General features: G+C 58.6%; 18 protein-coding genes. 15 read left to right on the top strand and 3 right to left on the bottom strand.

Translation table 11 applies throughout. From position 1 onward, the window contains the following. Window position 1: 1 nt before the first annotated feature. From kdpC to AB3U87_RS05415, 6 genes are all read left to right on the top strand, one after another. Window positions 2–577 carry a potassium-transporting ATPase subunit KdpC gene (kdpC, locus tag AB3U87_RS05440; RefSeq protein ID WP_394148657.1) on the top strand — a complete coding sequence of 192 codons (576 nt, stop codon included), beginning with the start codon at window positions 2–4 and terminating at the stop codon, window positions 575–577. A gap of 9 nt (window positions 578–586) precedes the next feature. Then, entirely contained in the window at window positions 587–3,250 is a 2,664-nt protein-coding gene (gene kdpD / locus AB3U87_RS05435; RefSeq protein ID WP_394148656.1) for a two-component system sensor histidine kinase KdpD, read from the top strand. Beyond that, window positions 3,247–3,924: a two-component system response regulator KdpE gene (gene kdpE / locus AB3U87_RS05430; RefSeq protein ID WP_253454232.1), complete on the top strand. Its 678-nt coding sequence runs from the start codon at window positions 3,247–3,249 to the stop codon at window positions 3,922–3,924. Before kdpD ends, kdpE begins: the two co-directional genes overlap by 4 nt. Window positions 3,925–4,055: 131 nt before the next feature. Then, the gene (locus AB3U87_RS05425; protein ID WP_394148655.1) at window positions 4,056–4,739 is read left to right on the top strand and encodes an ATP-dependent Clp protease proteolytic subunit; all 684 of its coding nucleotides are present in this window, start codon (window positions 4,056–4,058) and stop codon (window positions 4,737–4,739) included. 20 nt (window positions 4,740–4,759) lie between these two features. Then, window positions 4,760–4,993, top strand: a complete 234-nt coding sequence (locus tag AB3U87_RS05420; protein ID WP_253454235.1) for a hypothetical protein — start codon at window positions 4,760–4,762, stop codon at window positions 4,991–4,993. A 1,092-nt stretch (window positions 4,994–6,085) separates the two neighbouring features. Further along, window positions 6,086–6,979: an SDR family oxidoreductase gene (locus tag AB3U87_RS05415; RefSeq protein WP_253454237.1), complete on the top strand. Its 894-nt coding sequence runs from the start codon at window positions 6,086–6,088 to the stop codon at window positions 6,977–6,979. Between the two features lie 152 nt (window positions 6,980–7,131). On the opposite strand, the gene otnK is transcribed toward AB3U87_RS05415, so the two are convergent. Together otnK and AB3U87_RS05405 are read right to left on the bottom strand one after the other, a co-directional pair. Further along, window positions 7,132–8,400 carry a 3-oxo-tetronate kinase gene (gene otnK, locus AB3U87_RS05410; RefSeq protein ID WP_253454239.1) on the bottom strand — a complete coding sequence of 423 codons (1,269 nt, stop codon included), beginning with the start codon at window positions 8,398–8,400 and terminating at the stop codon, window positions 7,132–7,134. A 3-nt stretch (window positions 8,401–8,403) separates the two neighbouring features. Beyond that, on the bottom strand, window positions 8,404–9,069 hold the full coding sequence (locus AB3U87_RS05405) for an aspartate/glutamate racemase family protein (protein WP_394148654.1): 666 nt from the start codon (window positions 9,067–9,069) through the stop codon (window positions 8,404–8,406). Between the two features lie 224 nt (window positions 9,070–9,293). Here AB3U87_RS05405 and AB3U87_RS05400 point away from each other — a divergent pair, with 224 nt between their 5' ends. After that, window positions 9,294–10,532, top strand: a complete 1,239-nt coding sequence (locus AB3U87_RS05400; RefSeq protein WP_394148653.1) for an alpha-hydroxy acid oxidase — start codon at window positions 9,294–9,296, stop codon at window positions 10,530–10,532. Between the two features lie 10 nt (window positions 10,533–10,542). After that, window positions 10,543–11,238, top strand: a complete 696-nt coding sequence (locus AB3U87_RS05395; protein WP_301250862.1) for a molybdate ABC transporter substrate-binding protein — start codon at window positions 10,543–10,545, stop codon at window positions 11,236–11,238. A gap of 112 nt (window positions 11,239–11,350) precedes the next feature. Here AB3U87_RS05395 and AB3U87_RS05390 read toward each other — a convergent pair whose 3' ends face one another. Continuing rightward, on the bottom strand, window positions 11,351–12,388 hold the full coding sequence (locus AB3U87_RS05390) for a LacI family DNA-binding transcriptional regulator (RefSeq protein WP_370734030.1): 1,038 nt from the start codon (window positions 12,386–12,388) through the stop codon (window positions 11,351–11,353). Window positions 12,389–12,602: 214 nt separating this feature from the next. Between AB3U87_RS05390 and AB3U87_RS05385 the strand changes: the two genes are divergently transcribed. From AB3U87_RS05385 to AB3U87_RS05355, 7 genes are all read left to right on the top strand, one after another. Further along, window positions 12,603–13,916 carry an MFS transporter gene (locus AB3U87_RS05385; protein ID WP_301729569.1) on the top strand — a complete coding sequence of 438 codons (1,314 nt, stop codon included), beginning with the start codon at window positions 12,603–12,605 and terminating at the stop codon, window positions 13,914–13,916. 20 nt (window positions 13,917–13,936) lie between these two features. Further along, window positions 13,937–14,575 (top strand): 3-oxo-tetronate 4-phosphate decarboxylase, encoded by a 639-nt coding sequence (gene otnC, locus AB3U87_RS05380; protein WP_253454251.1) that lies wholly within the window; start codon window positions 13,937–13,939, stop codon window positions 14,573–14,575. A 27-nt stretch (window positions 14,576–14,602) separates the two neighbouring features. After that, window positions 14,603–15,748, top strand: coding sequence for a lactonase family protein (locus AB3U87_RS05375; RefSeq protein ID WP_253454253.1), 1,146 nt, complete (start codon window positions 14,603–14,605; stop codon window positions 15,746–15,748). A gap of 49 nt (window positions 15,749–15,797) precedes the next feature. After that, window positions 15,798–16,505 (top strand): hypothetical protein, encoded by a 708-nt coding sequence (locus AB3U87_RS05370; protein WP_253454255.1) that lies wholly within the window; start codon window positions 15,798–15,800, stop codon window positions 16,503–16,505. Window positions 16,506–16,633: 128 nt separating this feature from the next. After that, the gene (locus tag AB3U87_RS05365; RefSeq protein ID WP_394148695.1) at window positions 16,634–17,992 is read left to right on the top strand and encodes a c-type cytochrome; all 1,359 of its coding nucleotides are present in this window, start codon (window positions 16,634–16,636) and stop codon (window positions 17,990–17,992) included. After that, window positions 17,979–18,488, top strand: a complete 510-nt coding sequence (locus AB3U87_RS05360) for a sugar dehydrogenase complex small subunit (RefSeq protein ID WP_394148652.1) — start codon at window positions 17,979–17,981, stop codon at window positions 18,486–18,488. Before AB3U87_RS05365 ends, AB3U87_RS05360 begins: the two co-directional genes overlap by 14 nt. Beyond that, complete coding sequence (locus AB3U87_RS05355; protein ID WP_301729572.1) at window positions 18,485–20,119, top strand: GMC family oxidoreductase; 1,635 nt, start codon at window positions 18,485–18,487, stop codon at window positions 20,117–20,119. The genes AB3U87_RS05360 and AB3U87_RS05355 overlap by 4 nt, the downstream gene beginning before the upstream one ends. Window positions 20,120–20,315: the final 196 nt, after the last annotated feature.

Genomic DNA, 20,315 nt, shown 5'->3' with positions numbered 1-20,315 from the left:
CGTGTCGCAACTGCGTCCCGCGCTTTTTATGATGGCTTTTTTACTGCTGCTGACCGGCGGCGTTTACCCGATGGTCACCACCCTGCTGGGCCAGTGGCTCTTTCCGCAGCAGGCGGGCGGCTCGCTGCTGTTGCTTGACGGCGAGGTTCGCGGCTCACGGCTGCTGGGCCAGGCGTTCAGCCAGGCAAAATATTTTCAGGGACGACCGTCGGCGACGGCGGAAACCCCTTATAATCCGCTGGCGAGCGGCGGCAGCAACCTCGCGCCCGGCAATCCCGCGCTGGATAAGCTGTTTGCCGATCGGCTGGCGGCCGCCCGCGCAGAAAACCCGGACGCCAGCGGTCGGGTGCCGGTCGATCTGCTGACCGCCTCCGCCAGCGGACTGGATAACGGCATCTCACCGGAGGCGGCGCGCTGGCAGACGCCGCGCGTGGCGAAAGCGCGCCAGCTGTCGCCCGAAACGATTAGCGGCCTTATCGCCGCGCACACCCGCTATCCGCTGTTCAGTTTCAGCGGCCAGCCGTATGTTAACGTGCCCGAACTGAATCTTGCTCTGGATGCGCTCCGCACAAAATAAGGAACCGGCATGGCCGATATGCTTCGCCCCGATCCCGATCGCTTACTGCAACAGACCCGCGAGCGGCCGCGCGGGAAACTGAAAATTTTCTTCGGCGCCTGCGCGGGCGTCGGCAAAACCTGGGCGATGCTTCAGGAGGCGCGGCGGCTGCATGCGCGCCAGCTGGACGTGCTGATAGGCGTGGTGGAAACGCACGGCAGGCAGGAGACGGCGGCGCTGCTGCAGGGCCTGCCGCGCCTGCCGCCGCAGCAGCGCCAGCATCGGGGCCGTCAGGTTGAGGAGTTCGATCTGGACGCCGCGCTTGCGCGTCATCCCGCCGTGATTTTGATTGACGAGCTGGCGCACAGTAACGCGCCCGGCTCCCGTCATCCCAAACGCTGGCAGGATGTGAAAGAGCTGCTGGCGGCCGGGATCGACGTGCTGACCACCGTCAACGTGCAGCATCTGGAAAGCCTGAACGACGTGGTCAACGGCGTTACCGGCATTCAGGTGCGCGAGACGCTGCCCGACCCGTTTTTCGACGCCGCCGATGAGATAATCCTGGTGGATTTGCCGCCGGACGATCTGCTGCTGCGCCTTAAACAGGGCAAGGTGTATACCGGCGACCGCGCTGACCGGGCGGCCGAGCACTTTTTCCGCAAGGGCAACCTGATTGCTTTACGCGAGCTGGCGCTGCGGCGCACCGCCGATCGGGTAGATAACCAGATGCAGGCCTGGCGGGACGGGCGCGGGCGGGACAAAGTGTGGCACACGCGGGATGCGGTGCTGCTTTGCGTGGGCTACGACGAAGGCAGCGAAAAGCTGGTGCGCACCGCCGCGCGGCTGGCGGCCAGGCTGGGCAGCGAATGGCACGCGGTCTGCGTGGAAACGCCTGGCTGGCTGCGGCTGACGCAGCAGCAGCGCCGCACCGCGCTGGCTTCGCTGCGGCTGGCGCGTCAGCTCGGTGCGGAAAGCGCCGTATTGGCCGACGCCTCTGCGGATAAGGCGATTGCGCGCTACGCTCGCGATCACGATCTGGGCAAAGTGGTGCTGGGACGCGGCAGGGGTCGTCATCTGTTCCGCTCGTCTTCGCTGGCCGATCGCCTTGCCGCCCGCGCGCCAGAACTCGACCTGGTGATCGTTGCGCCCGGCGACAGGCCAGCCGCCGCCGCGCCGCCGCAAAGACAGGCTCGACGCTGGCGTCAGGGCATACGCGGCTGTCTGCTCGCCACGGCGCTCTGCGCGCTGATTACCTTTATCGCCAGCCACTGGCTGCTGGCTTTCGATCCCGCCAACCTGGTGATGCTCTATCTGCTGGGCGTAGTGGTAGTGGCGCTCCAGGCCGGACGCTGGCCCTCGGTGTTCGCCACAATAATCAACGTTGTCAGCTTCGATCTCTTTTTTGTCGCGCCGCGCGGTACGCTGGCGGTTTCTGACGCGCAATATCTGTTAACCTTTGGCGTGATGCTCAGTGTCGGGCTGCTGGTTGGCAACCTGACGGCGGGCGTGCGCTATCAGGCGCGCATTGCTCGCTATCGTGAAAGACGCACCGGCCAGCTTTACGCCCTTTCCAGCACGCTGGCGAAGGCCCGCAGCGCGCAGGAAGTAGCGGCGGCAAGCCAGCACGCCGTTTATACTATTTTTCATGCCGACAGCGCGCTGCTGCTGCCTGACGAAAACGACAGGCTGGTGCGGCAGCTGCCCGCACCAAACGTAATGAGCTGGGACGAAGGCATTGCCCGCTGGAGTTTCGTGCAGCGTGAACCGGCGGGCGCCGGAACCGATACGCTGCCCGGCGTGCCTTATCAGATCCTGCCGCTGCGCGCCGCAGAGAAAAGTCTTGGCGTGATGGTAATCGCGCAGCAAACGCCGCCCGCGCTGCCTGAACAGCAGCAGCTGCTGGAAACGGTGCTGCTACTGACCGCCAGCGCGCTGGAGCGTTTACAGCTGACGGCCAGCGAAGAGCAGGCGCGCGTAATCGGCGAGCGTGAGCAGCTGCGCCATTCGCTGCTGGCCGCCCTTTCTCACGATCTGCGCACGCCGCTTACCGTGCTTTTCGGCCAGGTGGAGATCCTGACGCTGGATCTGGCCTCGGCCAGGCTGCCTCAGGCTCGCCAGGCAAGCGAAATCCGCCAGCATGTGCTGCGGCTGACGCGGCTGGTGAATAATCTGCTGGATATGGCCCGTCTACAGACCGGCGGCTTTCATCTGAAGCGTGAATGGCTGACGCTGGAAGAGGTAATCGGCAGCGCGCTGGCGACGCTGGATCCGGGCGGCAGGCAGCCCGTTACGCTGGAGATGGCCGATCCGCTGGCACTGGTTCACGTTGACGGCCCGCTGTTTGAACGGGTGCTGATCAACCTGCTGGAAAACGCCATGAAATATGCAGGCGCAGCGGCGCAAATCGGCATCAGGGCGCAGACGCGTCCGGGCGAGCTGACGATCGAAGTCTGGGACAGCGGCCCCGGCTTGCCCGCTGGTCAGGAGCAGGCGCTTTTTGCTAAATTCACTCGTGGCGATCGGGAATCGGCCATTCCCGGCGTGGGGCTGGGTCTGGCAATCTGTCAGGCGATCGTCGAGGTGCATAACGGCGTGATTACCGCCCATCAACGTCCGCAGGGCGGCGCGAGCTTCAGGATTAGCCTGCCGCAGGCGCCGCTGCCGGACATAGCAGAAACAGGTGAAGCGCTGTGACAACCGTATTGATTATTGAAGATGAAAAAGAGATAAGCCGCTTTCTGCGCATCGCGCTGGAAGGCAGCGCCCTGCGCGTCTTCGATGCCGGCACGCTACAGCGCGGCCTGCTGGAGGCCGCTACCCGCAAACCGGATCTGGTGATCCTGGATTTAGGGCTGCCGGACGGCGACGGCCTGACCTTTCTTAAAGAGTTCCGCCAGTGGAGTCAGAAGCCGGTAATTGTGCTCTCCGCCCGCAGCGAAGAGGAAGATAAAATTGCCGCGCTGGATGCGGGAGCCGATGACTATCTTACCAAGCCTTTCGGCATCGGCGAGCTGGAGGCGCGCCTGCGGGTAGCGCTGCGACGCACGACGCACGATACGCAAAGCGATCCGGTTTTCGCCTTTTCCGATGTGCAGGTCGACCTGGCAGCAAGGCGCATTACGCGTGCGGGCGAGGAACTCCATCTGACGCCAACCGAATTCAGGCTACTTGCCGTACTGCTTAACAATCACGGCAAGGTGATGACGCAGCGGCAGCTGCTGGTACAGGTTTGGGGGCCTAACGCCTCGGAGCACAGTCACTATCTGCGCATCTATATGGGCCACCTTCGGCAGAAGCTGGAAGAAGATCCGGCCCGGCCTCGCCATCTGCGCACGGAAACCGGCGTCGGCTACCGATTTATGCTCTGAGCATAATTTGTTACATTCCTTTATGCGGCGGAAAATTAATATCCGTCCTGCCTCACAGTTTATTATCCGTAGGAAGGTTAGCCTGCAAAAGCAATTCGCTTAAATGATGTTATGCATTGTTAAGGATAATGATGAAAAAGATATTTACTACGGCGGTTACCCTCGCCGGATGGCTGGCTGCTTTTATGCTTCCGGCCGACGCGGCACTTTCTGTGACCCAGCGCACCGATATCAGGCCCGCAAAATTTAAATCCGCCCGCATTATTTTTAACGGCGATATTACGGCAAATAAATCGCTGGAGTTTATCGACGCGTTGGACAAGCTGCATTACGCCTCGCCAGGGCTGAAAGAGATTACACTATATATCAACAGCTATGGCGGTGATATGGACAGCGGCTACCTGCTTTATCAGGCGATAAAAAATGCGGCCATTCCCATTGCGGCCGTTAATATTTCGATGACCGCTTCTTCGGCTACGCTGATGTATTGCGCAGCAAAAAAAAGGCTGGCTATGCCTTTAGCGACTTTCCTGTTACATCCGGCTGCGGTAGAAAACCTGAATCGCCAGTATATCAAGCCTGACGAGCTGGCATCGTTAAAACAGTTAAGCAACAAGGGCAATGTTATTTTTGAGCAAATTTATCGTCAATGTACCAATTTAAACGACGATGAAATCGCTTCTTTGCTGGCCAGTGAATCTACAAGGCTGCTACTGAATGCCGGCCAGGCGATCGAGCGCAAAATGGCGGAAGGCATAAGCGAAGGACTGGCTCAGGCCGATATTTCTGTAATCGTCACTGATGACAAAGCGTAAAATTAAACAGGGAATGGTAAATGAGAAAGCTATTAATATCGTTGACGCTGGTTACTCTTTTTATTTCTGGCTGCGCCATCGAAAACTTAAATCCTGACGGGGTAAACCCCTCGTCTGCACCGACTATGCCTTCACCACTGGCGAAACCGACTAAACAACAGCGTGGCGCGATTATGTCGGGTGAAAACCCGGACTGGCGTGAAGCACCCGGCCCGGTTGTACCCCGTAGTCAAAAAAACAGGCATGGTTTTTAGCAGCAAAAGAAGCACAGGTCGTGCTGGTTTTGCTCGCTTTTTGACGCTTATATCGGCAATTTCATTTTTGGGCAGGTCATCAGCTTACGCTGCGCCACAGGTCGTCAGAGCATTTCAGGGACACTGGCCGCAGCGTCGCTGGCTTGCCTGTTACCATTGAACAGGCTGACGCTGAGCGGAGTATTTTCATTGGCCAGTGCGTTTTTATTGGCCAGACTGCTGCCAGTGGCTTATTCGTTTTCGTTGCACGGGTTATTGACGCTGGCCCGATGGCTGGCGTTGGACGGGCCATTCACCGTTGGCGTTACATATTGCACCCTGCTCTTGCCTGCATGTAAATACTTTAATTTTGAAAACTCAGCGCAACTATAGCCAATGATTCCGAATATCCAGCGACGCTATCGGTAATTTTATATTCAGCACGATGAAATAATATATATGCACATCAAATTAAAAAATTACCATCCTACAAAAAAACTCACCCGCACAGCTAACATTGTTCAGTAAAATATATTATTAGATTGACCCCTGGCGTGTAATAAAATAAAAATAGTAACTACCAGCACGGAAGGCGTAGCTGCAAGGATAATCCCCCATAGCTTTACCGGCCGCTGTAGATTGGTCAGAAAAAATACCAGCCGCATTAGCGCAACAGCGACCGTAATCTTAATGATGACAAATGGCAGGATAAAGCATTCGGTTTCCCTGCGATATTTGTAAAAATCAAAGGAAAAATAAACGCACCTGAATTCACCTACTTCACTCCGATATTCAGCTGAGGAGCTGAAGTAAAATTAAACATACAATGATAAATTTTATTAAAGGATAATCCTCTCATTTGACAGCAGGCGTACCTCTGACAACGGGCCTGACAACCCATCCCCGCAGATTTCAATGCAATTAAAAATAAAATTTTGTTTTTAATTCATACAACATCATGCCTTACCAAAAAAGATGACTTACTGTCGTAAACCCTCTTAATCAAACCCGAAAATCGCGCGCCTTTACCATTATTTTTGCAGCTGAACGTGACAACCATCACGTTTGTGCCAGGCTTATGTTTTCGAATCAACACCGATGAAGGAGTACATCATGAGCGAACAAACTAAAAAGTCCTTGCTGACCGTTGACTATCCGACCCCGCCATTCCCGGAACAGCCTCAGCAGGCGCCAGGCCTTGCCAGCAAAATGATCCCACAACCCGATCACGGTGAAAAAACCTATCGCGGCTCTGGCCGTTTGCAGGGACGTAAAGCGCTTATTACCGGCGGTGATTCCGGTATCGGTCGTGCCGTTGCTATTGCCTATGCCCGTGAAGGCGCAGACGTGGCCATCGGTTACCTGCCGGAAGAAGAATCCGACGCGGCGGAAGTGATTAAGCTTATCGAGGCGGAAGGCCGTAAAGCGGTTGCACTGCCGGGCGATATTCGTTCCGAAGAGTTTTGTAAAAAGCTGGTCAGCGACGCGGTAAGCCAGCTGGGCGGCCTGGATATTCTGGTGAACAATGCCGGACGACAGCAGTATAACGAGTCTATCCGCACGCTGAGCACCGAAGATTTTGATGCGACGTTCAAAACCAACGTCTACGCCATGTTCTGGATCACCAAAGCGGCGGTGGATCATATTCCACGCGGTGGCGCCATTATTAACACCTCTTCCGTGCAGGCCTATAGCCCAAGCGCTATCCTGCTGGACTATGCGCAGACCAAAGCCTCTATCGCCGCCTTTACCAAAGCGCTGGCGCAGCAGCTGGGCGAAGAAGGCATCCGCGTTAATGCGGTTGCGCCTGGTCCATACTGGACGCCGTTGCAGTCCAGCGGCGGTCAGCCGCAGGAAAAAGTGAAGCAGTTTGGCGGCAGCGCGCCGCTGGGCCGTCCGGGACAGCCTGCGGAGATCGCCCCGCTTTACGTGACGCTGGCCTCAACGGAAACCAGCTATACGTCCGGCCAGGTCTGGTGCTCCGACGGCGGTACCGGCACGCTGTAATAGTCACAGCTGATATAATGGCCGCCTGCGGGCGGCTTTTTTGTGCGTGGCGACCGCTGATTAGGCCAGCTACGGCCCCCGTACAGATATCGCCATCGGCCTCTTCGCCAGCGCCAGAATCATCTGCCAATATTTACATAGCAAATCTGTCTCTAATCATCGCCCCGCAGCGCATCGACGGCTCGGGCAAAGAAGTCTCTGCCGCCAAAATTACCCGACTTCAGCGCCAGCGCTACAGGCTGCCTGCCGCGCGACACCATCGACGGAACGCCGGTATCTATTTCTGCGCCGATAGTCAGCGCGCCCAGCCCTAATGCACTGACCACCGCCCCGGACGTCTCGCCGCCGCCGACCACAATCCGTCGCGTGCCGGCCGCCACCAGCTGCTGCGCGGTTTCGCCGAACAGGCTGTCCAGCGCGGCCGCTACCCGCTCGCGACCATACTGCTCCTGCACGCGTTTTACGGCCTCGGGATCGCCGGAGGAATAGACCAACGGCGCGCGGCCCTGATGCTCGGTGATAAAGGCCACCAGCTGCGCCGGTCCCGTTTCGCCGCTCAGCACGTCTTTGACCTCAATCATCATTACAGGATGGTTTTTCTGATGTTCGGCTATCTGTAAACGCGTCGCGCCGGAACAGCTGCCGACCAGGATAGCTTCCGGCCCGTCGATAAGGGGAGCCTGCGCCTGTTTCCCTTTTGCCCGCCCCTGAGCGATGAAATTATGCGGCAAGGCCAGCGCAATCCCCGATCCGCCCGTAACGAGTTTCGCGCCCTGGCAGGCGCGGCCGAGGGTAGTCAGATCGTGCTCGCTAATCGCGTCCACAATCAGTAGGGTGCGCGTCTGCGGCTCGTTGATAGCCTGCTGTAAAACCTGGCTGCCCTGCACTACGGTCTGCCACGCAATATGTGCAACCGGGTTGGCGCTTTGCCGCCGCAGCACGCGCCGCAGATCCGCATCCGTCATCGGCGTCAGCGGATGATGCTCCATGCCGGACTCGTTCAGCAGCTTATCCTGTACAAAAAGATGCCCCTGATAAACCGTACGTCCCAGCGCCGGGAAAGCCGGGCACATTACCACGCTGCGGACTTCCAGCAGCGCCGCCAGCGCGTCCGTTACCGGCCCGATGTTGCCGCTATCCGTAGAATCGAAAGTAGAGCAATATTTGAAAACGATCTGTTCGCAGCCCTGATCCAGCAGCCAGCGGCAGGCCGCCAGCGACTGCTCCACGGCCTCGCTGGCGGCAACGGAGCGGCTTTTTAACGCCACCACGCCCGCTTCTACATCCGCGTCGGCGGGCATCGTCGGTACGCCGGAATACTGCGTGGTGTTAAGTCCGCCCTCGCCGACCAGGCCTTTCGCCAGCGTCACCGCGATATCGCTGGCGCCGGTAAAATCATCTGCAATTACGCCAATTAGCATCCTTTACCCCTTAGCCGCAGCAAGTACGCTGGCCTTCATGCGTTTAACGGCGGCGTGCGGTGCGGTCAGCACCGGGATCGTGACCTGCTGACGCACGCTCTCGGCCGCGCGGGAAGTGGAAAAATGCGCCAGTATAATCACGTCGCAGTGCGCCAGCTCTTTCGCCCGCGCCGCCACCAGGCGGTTATGACTCTCCGCATCGCCTCTTTTCAGCAGGTCGATGGCGTCCTCCACCAGCACCGTGGTCAACTTCGCTTTCGAGCCCTGCTGCGCCACGTAGTCGGTAAATTCATCGGTCATGGTTTTCACCGCCGGGCCAAAAGTCGCCAGCATGCCGATATGGTTACCCTGCGCCACCGCCTCCATAAACATTGCTTCATTAGGTTTATGCACCGGCACCGGCAGTTCTTCGCTTAAGCGGTCGATGGCCGGGCCAAACGCGGAACAGGTAATTAAAATGCCCTGCGCCTGCTGGGCAAAGCCATATTTTCCCAGCTGCACAAAGCGGTCGATCATCCCGGCGGAAAGCTCGCTTTCTCTGGCGCGATCGAGAGAAAGCCCGTCATCAAGCAGGTTGACCGTTTTCGCCTCCGGCCAGACCTCGCTGAATGCAGTATGAATAGGCGCCATCGCTACCGGCGTGGCGTGCAGTAAAACAATTCTGTTCATGAGCTTCTCCTGGAAGGCGTCGGCCGAGCGCACGGCGATGACCTAATGTAAGGGCTTACAAATGTCGCTGTAAAGTGAACTCCGTCACATAAATAGGCGATGATGCAGCCAGACTGTTATTGAAATGTTAGAGATGATTAGCCAGAATTGAAAGCGCTTACAAAATAAATTGCCTTTATCCGTTTATGACGCTGTGCGTCTAACCCCTGGATCCGAGAACGCTTATGACTTCATCTGCTAATACTCCTTCTGCCGCCGTCGTCCCGCCAGGTGCGGCGCCTACCGTCGGCAATCCGGCGCTGAAGAAGGTGCCCCGCCATTTTCGCGATTTGCTGGCGCTGGATGATTTTGAACGACACGCCCGGCGGCGCCTGCCGGATATGATTTATCAATACGTGGCGGGCGGTGTCGAAACGGGCCGTGGAATTGCCGGTAATTTCGAGGCCTACCGTCAATACACTTTTGTGCCGCGCATGTTCCGTGATGTCTCCGGCCGCGATCAGCGCACCACCCTGTTTGGCCACACCTACCACCATCCTTTCGGCGTTGCGCCTCTTGGCGGCGCCTCTTTTGTCGCTTACCAGGCGGATATCGCGCTGGCGAAAGCGGCCAGGGCGATGAACGTGCCGATGATCCTTAGCGCCTCGTCGCTAATCAAGCTGGAGGATGTCCACGCTGCCAACCCAGACGCCTGGTTTCAGGCCTATCTGGCGGGCGATCAGCCACGTATCGACAGGCTGCTGGATCGCGTCGCCGCGGCGGGCTACCAGACACTGGTGGTCACCGGCGATACGCCGATGCTGGGCAATCGCGAGCACAACACGCGCAGCGGCTTCAGTATGCCGATTAAAATTACGCCGAAGGTCGCGCTGCAAAGCGCCATGAAGCCACGCTGGCTGCTGGGCACGGTTGCGCAAACCTTTCTGCGCCACGGCGCGCCGCATTTTGAAAATACCGATGCCGAGCGCGGGCCGCCGATGATGTCCAGCAAGGTACGCAATACCCACGCCCGCGACAAACTCAACTGGAAAAACGTCGAGGCAATACGCAAAAAATGGCGCGGCAACCTGGTAATCAAAGGCCTGATGTCGCCGGAAGACGCCTTTATCGCCCGGGATCTGGGCGCGGATGCGGTGATCCTGTCCAATCATGGCGGCCGCCAGCTGGATCATACCGTGCCGCCGCTGCTGACCCTGCCGGAGATCGCGGCGAAGAAAGGCGCGATGAAGGTCATTATCGACAGCGGTATCCGGCGCGGCACCGACGTAATGAAAGCGATGGCGCTGGGCGCGGATTTTGTCTTCCTGGGCAGACCGTTCCTTTACGGCGCCGTCATCGGCGGCCAGGCGGGCGTGGAGCACGCCATGCATATTCTGCGTGATGAAATTGATCGCGATCTGGCGCTGATCGGCGTTCGCACGCCCGGCGAGCTGGACAGCAGCTATCTGCGTAAAACAGGCTAAGGAACAGGTTATGAGCAACGGAACACTTCGTCTTTTCAGCGTGCTGGCTATTCGCGCGCCCTTCGCCGCCGTGGAACAGGCCTGGCTGCGTAGCCACGGCGACCCGCTGACTATTGACTGGAAGCCAACCTCGGTTATTGAAAAAAATATTGCCGACGGCGCAACGGCGGACGCGGTCATCGTGACCAAAGAGGCGATGGACAGGCTTATCGACCAGGGCGTGGTGGCGGCCGACAGCCGGGTGGAGCTGGTGGATTCGCCGCTTGGCCTGGCGATGCTGCCCGATGCCGTTGCGCCCGATATCAGCAGCGTGGCGTCGTTTACCCGGGCGCTGCTGGCGGCGAAATCGGTGGCTTATTCGCTGGGCGGCGCAAGCGGCATCTATTTTCAGGCGCTGTTAAAACAATTAGGGATTGAAGAGGCGATCAACGCGCGCGCCACCACTATCGCAGAAGGTTTTACCGCCGCGCAGCTGCTGGAGGGCACGGCGGATATCGCCGTTCAGCAAATCAGTGAGCTGCTGATGGTGAAAGGGATCAAGGTCATTGGCCCGCTACCGCCGGGCGCGCAGAAGGTGCTCTCCTTTTCCGGCGGCGTTTTTAACCGGGCGGCCAGGCCAGAGGCCGCCGCCGCCCTGCTCAATTTTTTACGAGAAAAAGAGGCAATGCAGGCCTTTGCGGACTATGGGCTGACGGCGCGGAACTAAGCGGCACCTGGCAGTCTTTAGCGGTCTACGCACTAACGGCACGAGGCTGAGCGGCGCCTGGCAGACTTTTTCGGCCTGCGCACCGACGGCGCGGAACTAAGCGGCGCACGGTTTAGCCTTTGGCGGCGCGCGGTGCGGAGCCGGTGCTGCCGCGCACGATCAGCTCGGGTTTAAGCAGAGTCTGCACGGGCGCGGTTTCGCCATTCAGCGTGGCGAGCAGATAGTCTGCCGCGACCTCACCGATGCGATCCAGCTCCACGCGCATGGTGGTCAGCGGATGCTCCAGATGCTCGGCATATTCATAGTCATTGAAGCCGGTAATCGAAATATCGTTCGGGATGCGCAGATAGCGCTCGCTGGCCGCCCGCATCGCGCCAAAGGCCAGCAGATCGTTACCGCAGATCACCGCCGTCGGCGGATTTGGCCCGTCCAGCAGGCGGAACATCGCCTCGCGCGCTTCGTTCATGGTAAAGGCACTGTTGATCAGATTGGCCTCGTCCAGCGTCAGCCCCGCCGCTGCCAGCGCCTGCCGCGTGCCGGTAATACGATCGGAAACGCGATCGTTGGACGGCGGCGTCCCGACGATCACGGCAAAGACTTTATGCCCCAGCGCCAGCAGGTGCGCGGTCAGCTCGCCTGCCGCCAGCTCGTTGTCGTAGCCCACGCTGGGATAGCGCGCGTCCACGGAAAAGGTCTGGATACAGGGAATATTCTGTTGAGTGATGCGCTCCCACAGGCGCGGGTGGTGGCTGTTGCCCACCAGCATCAGCGCATCGATGCCGTATTCCACCAGCTTATTGACCTCTTTCAGCTCGGTATCGGGATCGAAATCGGAGCTGGCCAGCAACATGGTATAGCCGGACTGGTGGATCTGCTGCTGGAAAGCCGCCAGCGGCCGGGAAAAGGTTTCCGTCGCCAGCGTCGGCACTACCGCACCAATGGTCATGCTGCGGCGAGAAGCCAGCGTGCGGGCGGCGCGGTTAATGACATAGCCCAGCTCTTCGCAGGCGCGCTCAACCGCCTCCCGGCGCGACGGACGGACGGAGGCGCTGCCGTTCAGCACTCGTGAAACGGTAGCGGTGGATACCCCCGCACGCAGGGCGACATCGTCCAGCGAAACGCGGGCGGATGGCGATGGCTTATCGGACATCTTCAGACTCCAGAGCGAAATTAGTGACGTTGCCCACAAAATTTACAGACAACCAATACCTCTATTTGAAAGCGCTTACTTTTTGCTTGACTGAATTTTGTAATCGCTTACTTTTAACATCATATTATCAAATACTGAAAGAACTTTACTTAACCATAACATTCAGGCGGGCGCGCTCGTTCATTACGGCCCCGAAATCATAAAGGAATTCACCATGCGTAGATACCCGCGGATCCGCTGGCTGATGATCGCGTTCTGCTTTTTCGCCATCGCCATCAACTACATAGATCGTATTAATTTAGCCATCGCCGCCCCACATATCAAAAAAGATCTCGGGCTGGACGACACCAGCATGGGGCTGATCCTTGGCGCTTTTTTCTGGACCTATGCGCTGATGCAGATCCCGGCTGGTCGACTGATTGACCGCCTGGGCGCGCGCACCGGCCTGGCTATCGCCGTAGGCTGGTGGTCGCTGTTTACCGTGTTTACCGCTTTTGGCCGCGGCTTTACCTCCATTTTCGCCTCGCGTCTGATGCTGGGCCTGGGCGAATCGGGCGGCTATCCGGGCTGCGCCAAGGTGGTTTACTCCTGGTTCGCCAAAAAGGAGCGCGCCACCGCCAGCGGTATCTTCGATGCTGGCCCGCGCGCGGGCAGCGCCATCGCCCTGCCGCTGGTCGCCTGGCTGATCAGCACCTGGGACTGGGAAACCTCGTTTATCGTCACCGGCGCGCTGGGGCTGATCTGGGTAGCTATCTGGCTGGTTTTCTACCGTGAACCGGAGGAGATGAAAGGCCTGAAGGAGCAGGAGCGCCAGAATCTGCTGGCCGACCGCAGCGTACAGACGCTGGGGAAAAACGAAAAAGTGCATATCGCCGGTCTGTTCCGCTACCGCACCGTCTGGGGAATGATGATCGGTTTCTTCTGCATGAACTTTGCTACCTACTTCTTCGTCACCTGGTTTCCGACCTACCTGACCATGGCGCACGGCTTTTCGCTGAAGGAGCTGGGCACGCTGGGCGCGATCCCGGCGCTGATGGGCATTCCCGGCAGCCTGCTGGGCGGCCTGACCTCCGACTGGCTCTATCGCCGGGGCTTTTCGCTGACCACCGCCCGTAAATCCTGCCTGATTGGCGGCATGCTGCTTTCTTCGGTGATCGCCTTCGCCGCTTTCACCAACAGTATCCCGGTGATCCTGACGCTGTTCTCACTGACCTACGCAGGCCTGGCCTTTACCGCCGCCAATATCTGGACCCTGCCCGCCGACGTCGCGCCCAGCGCGGGCTATGTCGGCACCCTGGGCGGCATTCAAAACTTTGCCGGCAATCTGGCCGGGATCGTCACCGCCTCCTTTACCGGACTGATGCTGACCCTCAGCCACGGCTCTTTCGTGGTGCCGCTGCTGGTGGCGGGCGGTATCTGCCTGTTCGGCGCGCTTAACTTTATGTTTATCATGGGCAAAGTGGAGCCGCTGGCGATAAAAAAAGACGAAACGGCCGGTAAGGTAATGACGGCCGATCACAAAATTTAACCCGGATGCGGAGAGAAGCAATGACTACTGAACAGCAGCTGCGCGAAGAGATCTGCCAGGCAGGCAGAAGCCTTTACGAGCGCGGCTATACCGTCGGCACCGCAGGAAATATCAGCGCTCGTCTGGAAGATGGCTGGCTGATCACCCCTACCGATGCCTGCCTGGGTCGCCTGGTGCCGCAGCAGATCGCTAAGGTCAGTCGTGAAGGCGAATGGCTGTCGGGCGATAAGCCTTCGAAAACGCTGCTGCTGCACCGTCAGGTTTACGACCGTAACCCGGAGGTTCAGGGCGTGGTGCATACGCATTCCACTAACCTGGTCGGGCTGACGCTGGAAGGGGTCTGGCAGCCGGAATGCATTCTGCCGCCGATCACGCCTTACCAGGTGATGAAGGTCGGCCGCATTCCGCTGATCCGCTACTGCCGTCCCGGCGCGCCGCAGGTGGCGGAACAGGTGGCTCAACTCGCCTGCGAAGTGCGCGGCGTGATGCTGGAACGGCTTGGCCCGGTCGTCTGGGGCCGTTCGGTGCTCTCCGCCTGTTTCGCGCTGGAAGAGCTGGAAGAAACCGCCCGCCTGTGGCGGCAGGCAGCGGTGAAACCCCAGCCGCTCGGCGACAGCGACGTCGCGGAACTGTGCGAAGTTTTCGCCGCGCGCTGGTAAGGCTTTTTACCCTACAAGGAAATAATAATGAAAAAAATTTACGCAGGCGTGCTGCTTTCTCTGGCAGCCCTGACGGGCGCGGCTCAGGCGCAAAGCCTGGTGTATGTTTCCAATGCCGAAAGCGGCACCGTTACCGGCTACCAGCTGGATAAAGCGAAAAAAGCGCTGGTACCGATCGGCAGTTTCCCGGCGGGCGCAAAGGCGATGTCTTCCGTTGTCTCACCCGATAAGAAAATGCTTTATGTCTCGGTACGCAGCAAGCCTTACAGCGTGGTGGCTTATCATATCCAGCCCGATGGCCAGCTGGTTAAGGCCAGCCAGTCGCCGCTGCCGGAGAGCATGGCCTATATCTCGCTGGATAAGCAGGGGCGCTTTTTGCTGAGCGCCTCTTACGGCGGCGACTTGTTCAGCATTAATCGCATCGACAGCAACGGTCAGGTGCAGGCGCAGCCGGTACAGGTCGTGCACACCGGCAAGCGCGCGCACGCTATTCAGGTCGATCCCGGCAACCATTTCCTGTTCGTCACGCTGCTGGGTGCCGATCAGCTGTTGCAATACCGCTTTGACGCCGCCAGCGGCAAGGTAACGCCCAACGATCCGCCCTTCGTCAATATTCAGAGCGAGGCGGCAACCGGCCCAAGGCATTTTGTTATTGCGCCCAACGTGGACAAACAGGGCAAGCGCAGCCTCTACGTGCTGACCGAAATGGCGGGCAATATCAGCCAGCTGACGCTGAACGCCGACGGCACCACGACGCCGGTTGCAACGGTAAATTCCGTCTCGCCCAAAGAAGATATGCAGCGCGGTGAAGCGCGACCGCTAACGGGTGACGACGATCTGCCGCCTTCGCATAAGCCACGCATCTGGCAGGCGGATATCCATATCACGCCGGACGGTCGCTTTCTTTATTCCACCGAGCGCACCAGCAGCACCCTGTCCTCTTTTTCCGTCGATCCCCATGACGGGCATCTGACTTACCTCACCAGCATTAAAACCGAGCAGCAGCCGCGCGGCTTCGCTATCGACAGCAGCGGGCGCTTTCTGATCGAGTCCGGACAAAAATCGACCCAGCTTTCGCTCTACTCTATCGATCCGACCTCCGGCGCGCTGACGCTGAACGGCCGTTATGCCACGGGCAAAGGCGCCAACTGGGTATCGCTGGTCGAAGAGTAATTACTACGGGCCCGGACGGGCCTGAATGGCAGTCATAACAGGAGAGAGTATGAAACGCAGACATCCCTTCCTTTCCGCCCTGTGCGCTACGGGCCTGTTCGCCCTGACGGTACCAGCCGGACACGCCGCGGAAAAAGTGGTCGCCACCGATCTGGAGCCGCTGCATCACGTGATCCTGGAAAATCAGTACGTCACCGTGATGCGCGTCATGATCCGCCCCGGCCAGTCCACGCTGTTTCATGAACAGCACCTGGATTATGTGAACACCCATATCAACGGCAGCCTGGTGCATATTTCCTATCCCAACGAGCCGGCTAAAGATACCGAGATGAAAACCGGCAATGTGAAGTTCGGCGCGCATCAGGGCAAATCCGATACCGATAAGGTCACCAACACCGGCACCACGCTGAACCATCAGGTGGCTTTTGAGATTAAACAGAACGGCCCGCAAAACTTTGGCGGCGCGACCCGGCCTGAGCTGCCCGAATTCCAGCAGGTGCTGGATAAAAAAACGGTCAAGGGCTGGAAAGTCACTCTGCAACCGGGCGAAAGCACCACGCTCTATAGCCAACACGGGCCGGGCGTCCGCGTCTTTTTTACCGAAGGCCGCCTGCTGGAGTCGGTGCCCGGTCAGCCTAACCACAATAAAGAAGTCTGGCTGCATCGCGGCGACGCCATCCTGACCCAGCCAGGCCAGGTAGAACTGATCAACGGCGGAGAAACGCCGCTGATCTTTAACGATTACGAGCTGCTTTAACCCGATTGAGGGCATGCGGCACGGCCGTTTGCCCCTGTCCATGATGACGAACCGCCCGGCTACAGGGCGGCAGCATTTTTCTTTTTACAGGAGCATGTCAGGTGAGACGATTAAGTCTGCCTTTGGCGATGAGCCTGATCCTTTTCACCGGGATAACGTCTGCCGCCGTGCAGCCTTCGGGTGATCAAGATCTTATCGCTAAGGGAAAATATCTTGCGCTGGCCGCCGACTGCGGCGCCTGCCACACGTCGCCACAGCAGGGCGCGCCGATGGCGGGCGGCTATGCGATCCACTCACCGCTGGGTGATATCTATGCCAGTAATATTACGCCCTCAACCCGTTACGGCATCGGCGAATACAGCGAGGCGGAGTTTGCGCGGGCAGTGCGTGAAGGCATCGATAAACAGGGGCGCCATCTCTATCCCGCTATGCCTTATACCGCCTACAACAAAATCAGCGACGAGGATATTCACGCCCTGTATCACTATTTTATGCACGGCGTTGCGCCGGTGGATCGCGCCGCGCCGCAGACGCACCTGCCTTTTCCCTTCAGCATCCGCGCGTCAATGCTGGTCTGGAACTGGCTGTTTGCGGAGAACCAGCGCTTTGTGCCGCAGCCGGATAAGTCGCCGGAGATCAATCGCGGCGACTATCTGGTCAACGCGCTGGCCCACTGCGATACCTGCCATACGCCGCGTAATTTTTTGCTGGCGCAGGACAACGATCGCGCCTTTTCCGGCAGCAGCCTGGGTAGCTGGTATGCGCCCAATATCACGCCTGATGCGCAGTCCGGCATCGGCAGCTGGAGCCACGACGAGCTGGCGCGCTACCTGAAAACCGGGCATATCGCCAAAGCCCAGGCCGCCGGGCCAATGGCGGAAGCGGTTGAGCACGGTCTGGCGCATCTTAGCGATGGGGACATCCAGGCGATTACCGCCTGGTTGCGCCAGGTTCCGGCGGTCAACAGCGGCACCGGCCGCGCGCGCGACAGCTATGGTCAGGCTTCGGATGCCGAACAGCGGCTGCGCGGCCAGAGCGGGCAAAACGATCCCGGCTGGCAGGTTTTCAGCGGCAGCTGTGCCAACTGTCATCAGGCCCAGGGTCAGGGTAACGATCGCTACCCTTCCCTGTTTCACAACACGGCCACCGGCGCGCCTCAGCCCGATAATCTGGTTTCCGCCATCCTGTTTGGCGTTCGGCGGGATGATATCGCTATGCCCGCTTTCGGCCCTGATGCCGAATTTACCAATCGCCTCAGCGATCGGCAGATTGCTGACGTCAGCAACTACGTACTGAAAAACTTCGGCAATCCGGCGGTAGTCGTTACGCCTGAACGGGTGAAGCAGCTGCGTGAAGGCGGCGATACGCCTTTACTGGTCAAATTAACCCGTCCCGCCGCGCTACTGGGGTTACTGCTTGTGGTGGTACTTATCGTCGCGGGCCTTGTATTACGCCGTCGAAACAGGAGGCAACATGCAGCCCACTAATCCCGGCCGCCGCCGGCTGCTGAAAGGCATGGCCGCGCTCTCCCTCAGCGCCTGCTGCGCCACTCTTTTTCCGCGTCAGCTTGCCGCGCAGCCCGCTGCCGCCGATTTTAACGCGCTGTCCGCTTTTCTGGTCAGCCGCCCGGTCAGCGCCATTCTCAGCCAGCGTTATTATGCCGCGTTGGAGCGTCACTATGTGGATTTCCCGTCCCGCTTCGCCGCGCTGGCGGATTATCTCGCCGAACGGCGCTTTGCCCACGTCGATGACTTTTTGCAGGCCACGGCCAGCGATACGCCGCTTTTCCGCACCGCCTCGCTGATTATTGGCAGCTGGTACACCGGCGTGGTCGGCGAAGGTGCGAAAAGCGAACTTATCGCCTACGCCGACGCCATGATGTATCAGCCAACGCAGGGCATTCTGGTGGTGCCGACCTATGGCAGCGGCCCGGATTCCTGGGGCAGCAATCCCGAAACGGTTAAAATGGAAGGTCAGCAATGAAAAATATCGATGCCGATGTGATCGTCATTGGCTCCGGCGTCATGGGCGGTCTGGTCGCGACCCAACTGGCAAAGGCGGGAAAATCGGTGATTATCGTCGAAGCCGGCCCGCGCGTTAAGCGTCAGGAAATCGTCGAGCGCTTTCGCAATTCGCCTTTTAAGATGTCCCTCACCAATATGAAACTCCAGGGCGTGGGCTCACCCTATCCCGATTTGCCCCACGTCCCTTCAACCTATGGCGACTACTTACAGCAGGCCGGCCCGGTAAAATACCCGACCAAATACCTGCGCGTGGTTGGCGGCACCACCTGGCATTTTGGCTCCGCGCTGTGGCGCATGATCCCGAACGATTTCAAACTGCAAAGCCTGTATGGCCGGGGCCGCGACTGGCCCATCGCCTATCAGGATCTGGAGCCCTGGTACGGCGAGGCCGAACGAGAGCTGGGCGTGTCGGGCATGGACGGCCAGGATGAGAGCGGACACGGCGGCGAAGCCTGGCCGCCGCGCTCCACGCCTTTTCCGATGAAGGGGCTGGAGCCCAGCTATCTTTTTAAACGGCTTTCCGTCCTGCTGGGCAAAGGCGGCTATCATCCGGTGATGGAGCCGAACGGTCGCGCCACGCGGCCTTATGGTCAGCGCCCGGCCTGCGCGGGCAACAATAACTGCAATCCGGTTTGCCCAATCGCGGCAAAATATGACGGCTCAATGCATATTGATGAGGCGGAGCGTCACGGCGCGAAGCTGCTGGATAACTCGGTGGTTTATAAAATAGAAGCCGATGAGCAAGGTAACATCAGCGGCATCTGGTATCGCCGTCCCGATGGCAGCAACCATCACCTGACCGCTAACTACTTTGTGCTGGCCGCCTACGGGATTGAGTCGCCCAAGCTGCTGCTGATGTCCGCTTCCGAACGCTATCCGCACGGCATTGCCAACAGCTCCGACCAGGTGGGTCGCAATCTGATGGGCCATACCGGCATCAGCATGAACGTAATGATGAATGAGGATGTCTGGCCAGGCCAGGGGCCAACGGAACTGCTGGTTTACCTCAACAATCGCGACGGTGATTTTCGCAAGGATTTCCCCAGCTATAAAATAAAAGTACGTAATACGGTGCCAACGGCGGACTATGCGGCCTCGCTGATTAAGAAAGGCGTGCTCGGCTCAAAGCTGGATGAGGAATTAAAAAGGATGTCGGCGCGTTCGCTTAATTTCGCTATCGACTTTGAGACGCTGCCGCTGGCGGAAAATCGTATCGTCCCCAGCAAAACCAAAAAGGACGCAATAGGGATACCTGTACCAGAAATATATTACAGCGTCACCGACTACTGGCACGCAGGAAAAGAACAGGGCCTGAAGGATTTTGATAAATTTGCTCAGCTACTAAATGCGGATATATCAAAAATTGATACGGGTTATCAGGATCGCCAGCATATTATGGGCACCACAATTATGGGCGATAATCCGGCTGACTCCGTGGTTAACAGACAGTGCCAGAGCCACGACCACCCTAACCTGTTTATCGCCGGCACCAGCGTGATGCCTTCTGCCTCCTGCATGAACCCGACGCTGACCGGCGCCGCGCTGAGTCTGCGCCTGGCCGACTATATGCTGAATACCGTTAAGGTTTAAATTAACGGGTTAGCGTTATTATACGGGCAGCATTAATACCGGCTGCCCGTTATTTCCTGTGCGGCCCATTTGGGCGTTTGGGCATTTGGGCATTAATATGAAGCTGCTTCAGAAAAAATGTAAATCTCATGGCAGTGTTGCAAAAAGCTGAAGCCATCTCGAATATCCAGTGTTAAACTCCCTGGCAGCAGTAAAT

The organism is Erwinia plantamica (assembly GCF_043420595.1).
GTDB classification, from domain to species: Bacteria; Pseudomonadota; Gammaproteobacteria; order Enterobacterales; family Enterobacteriaceae; genus Erwinia; species Erwinia aeris.
Note: the sequence above shows the minus strand (reverse complement) of the source record. Positions and strands in the feature narration are given on the sequence as shown.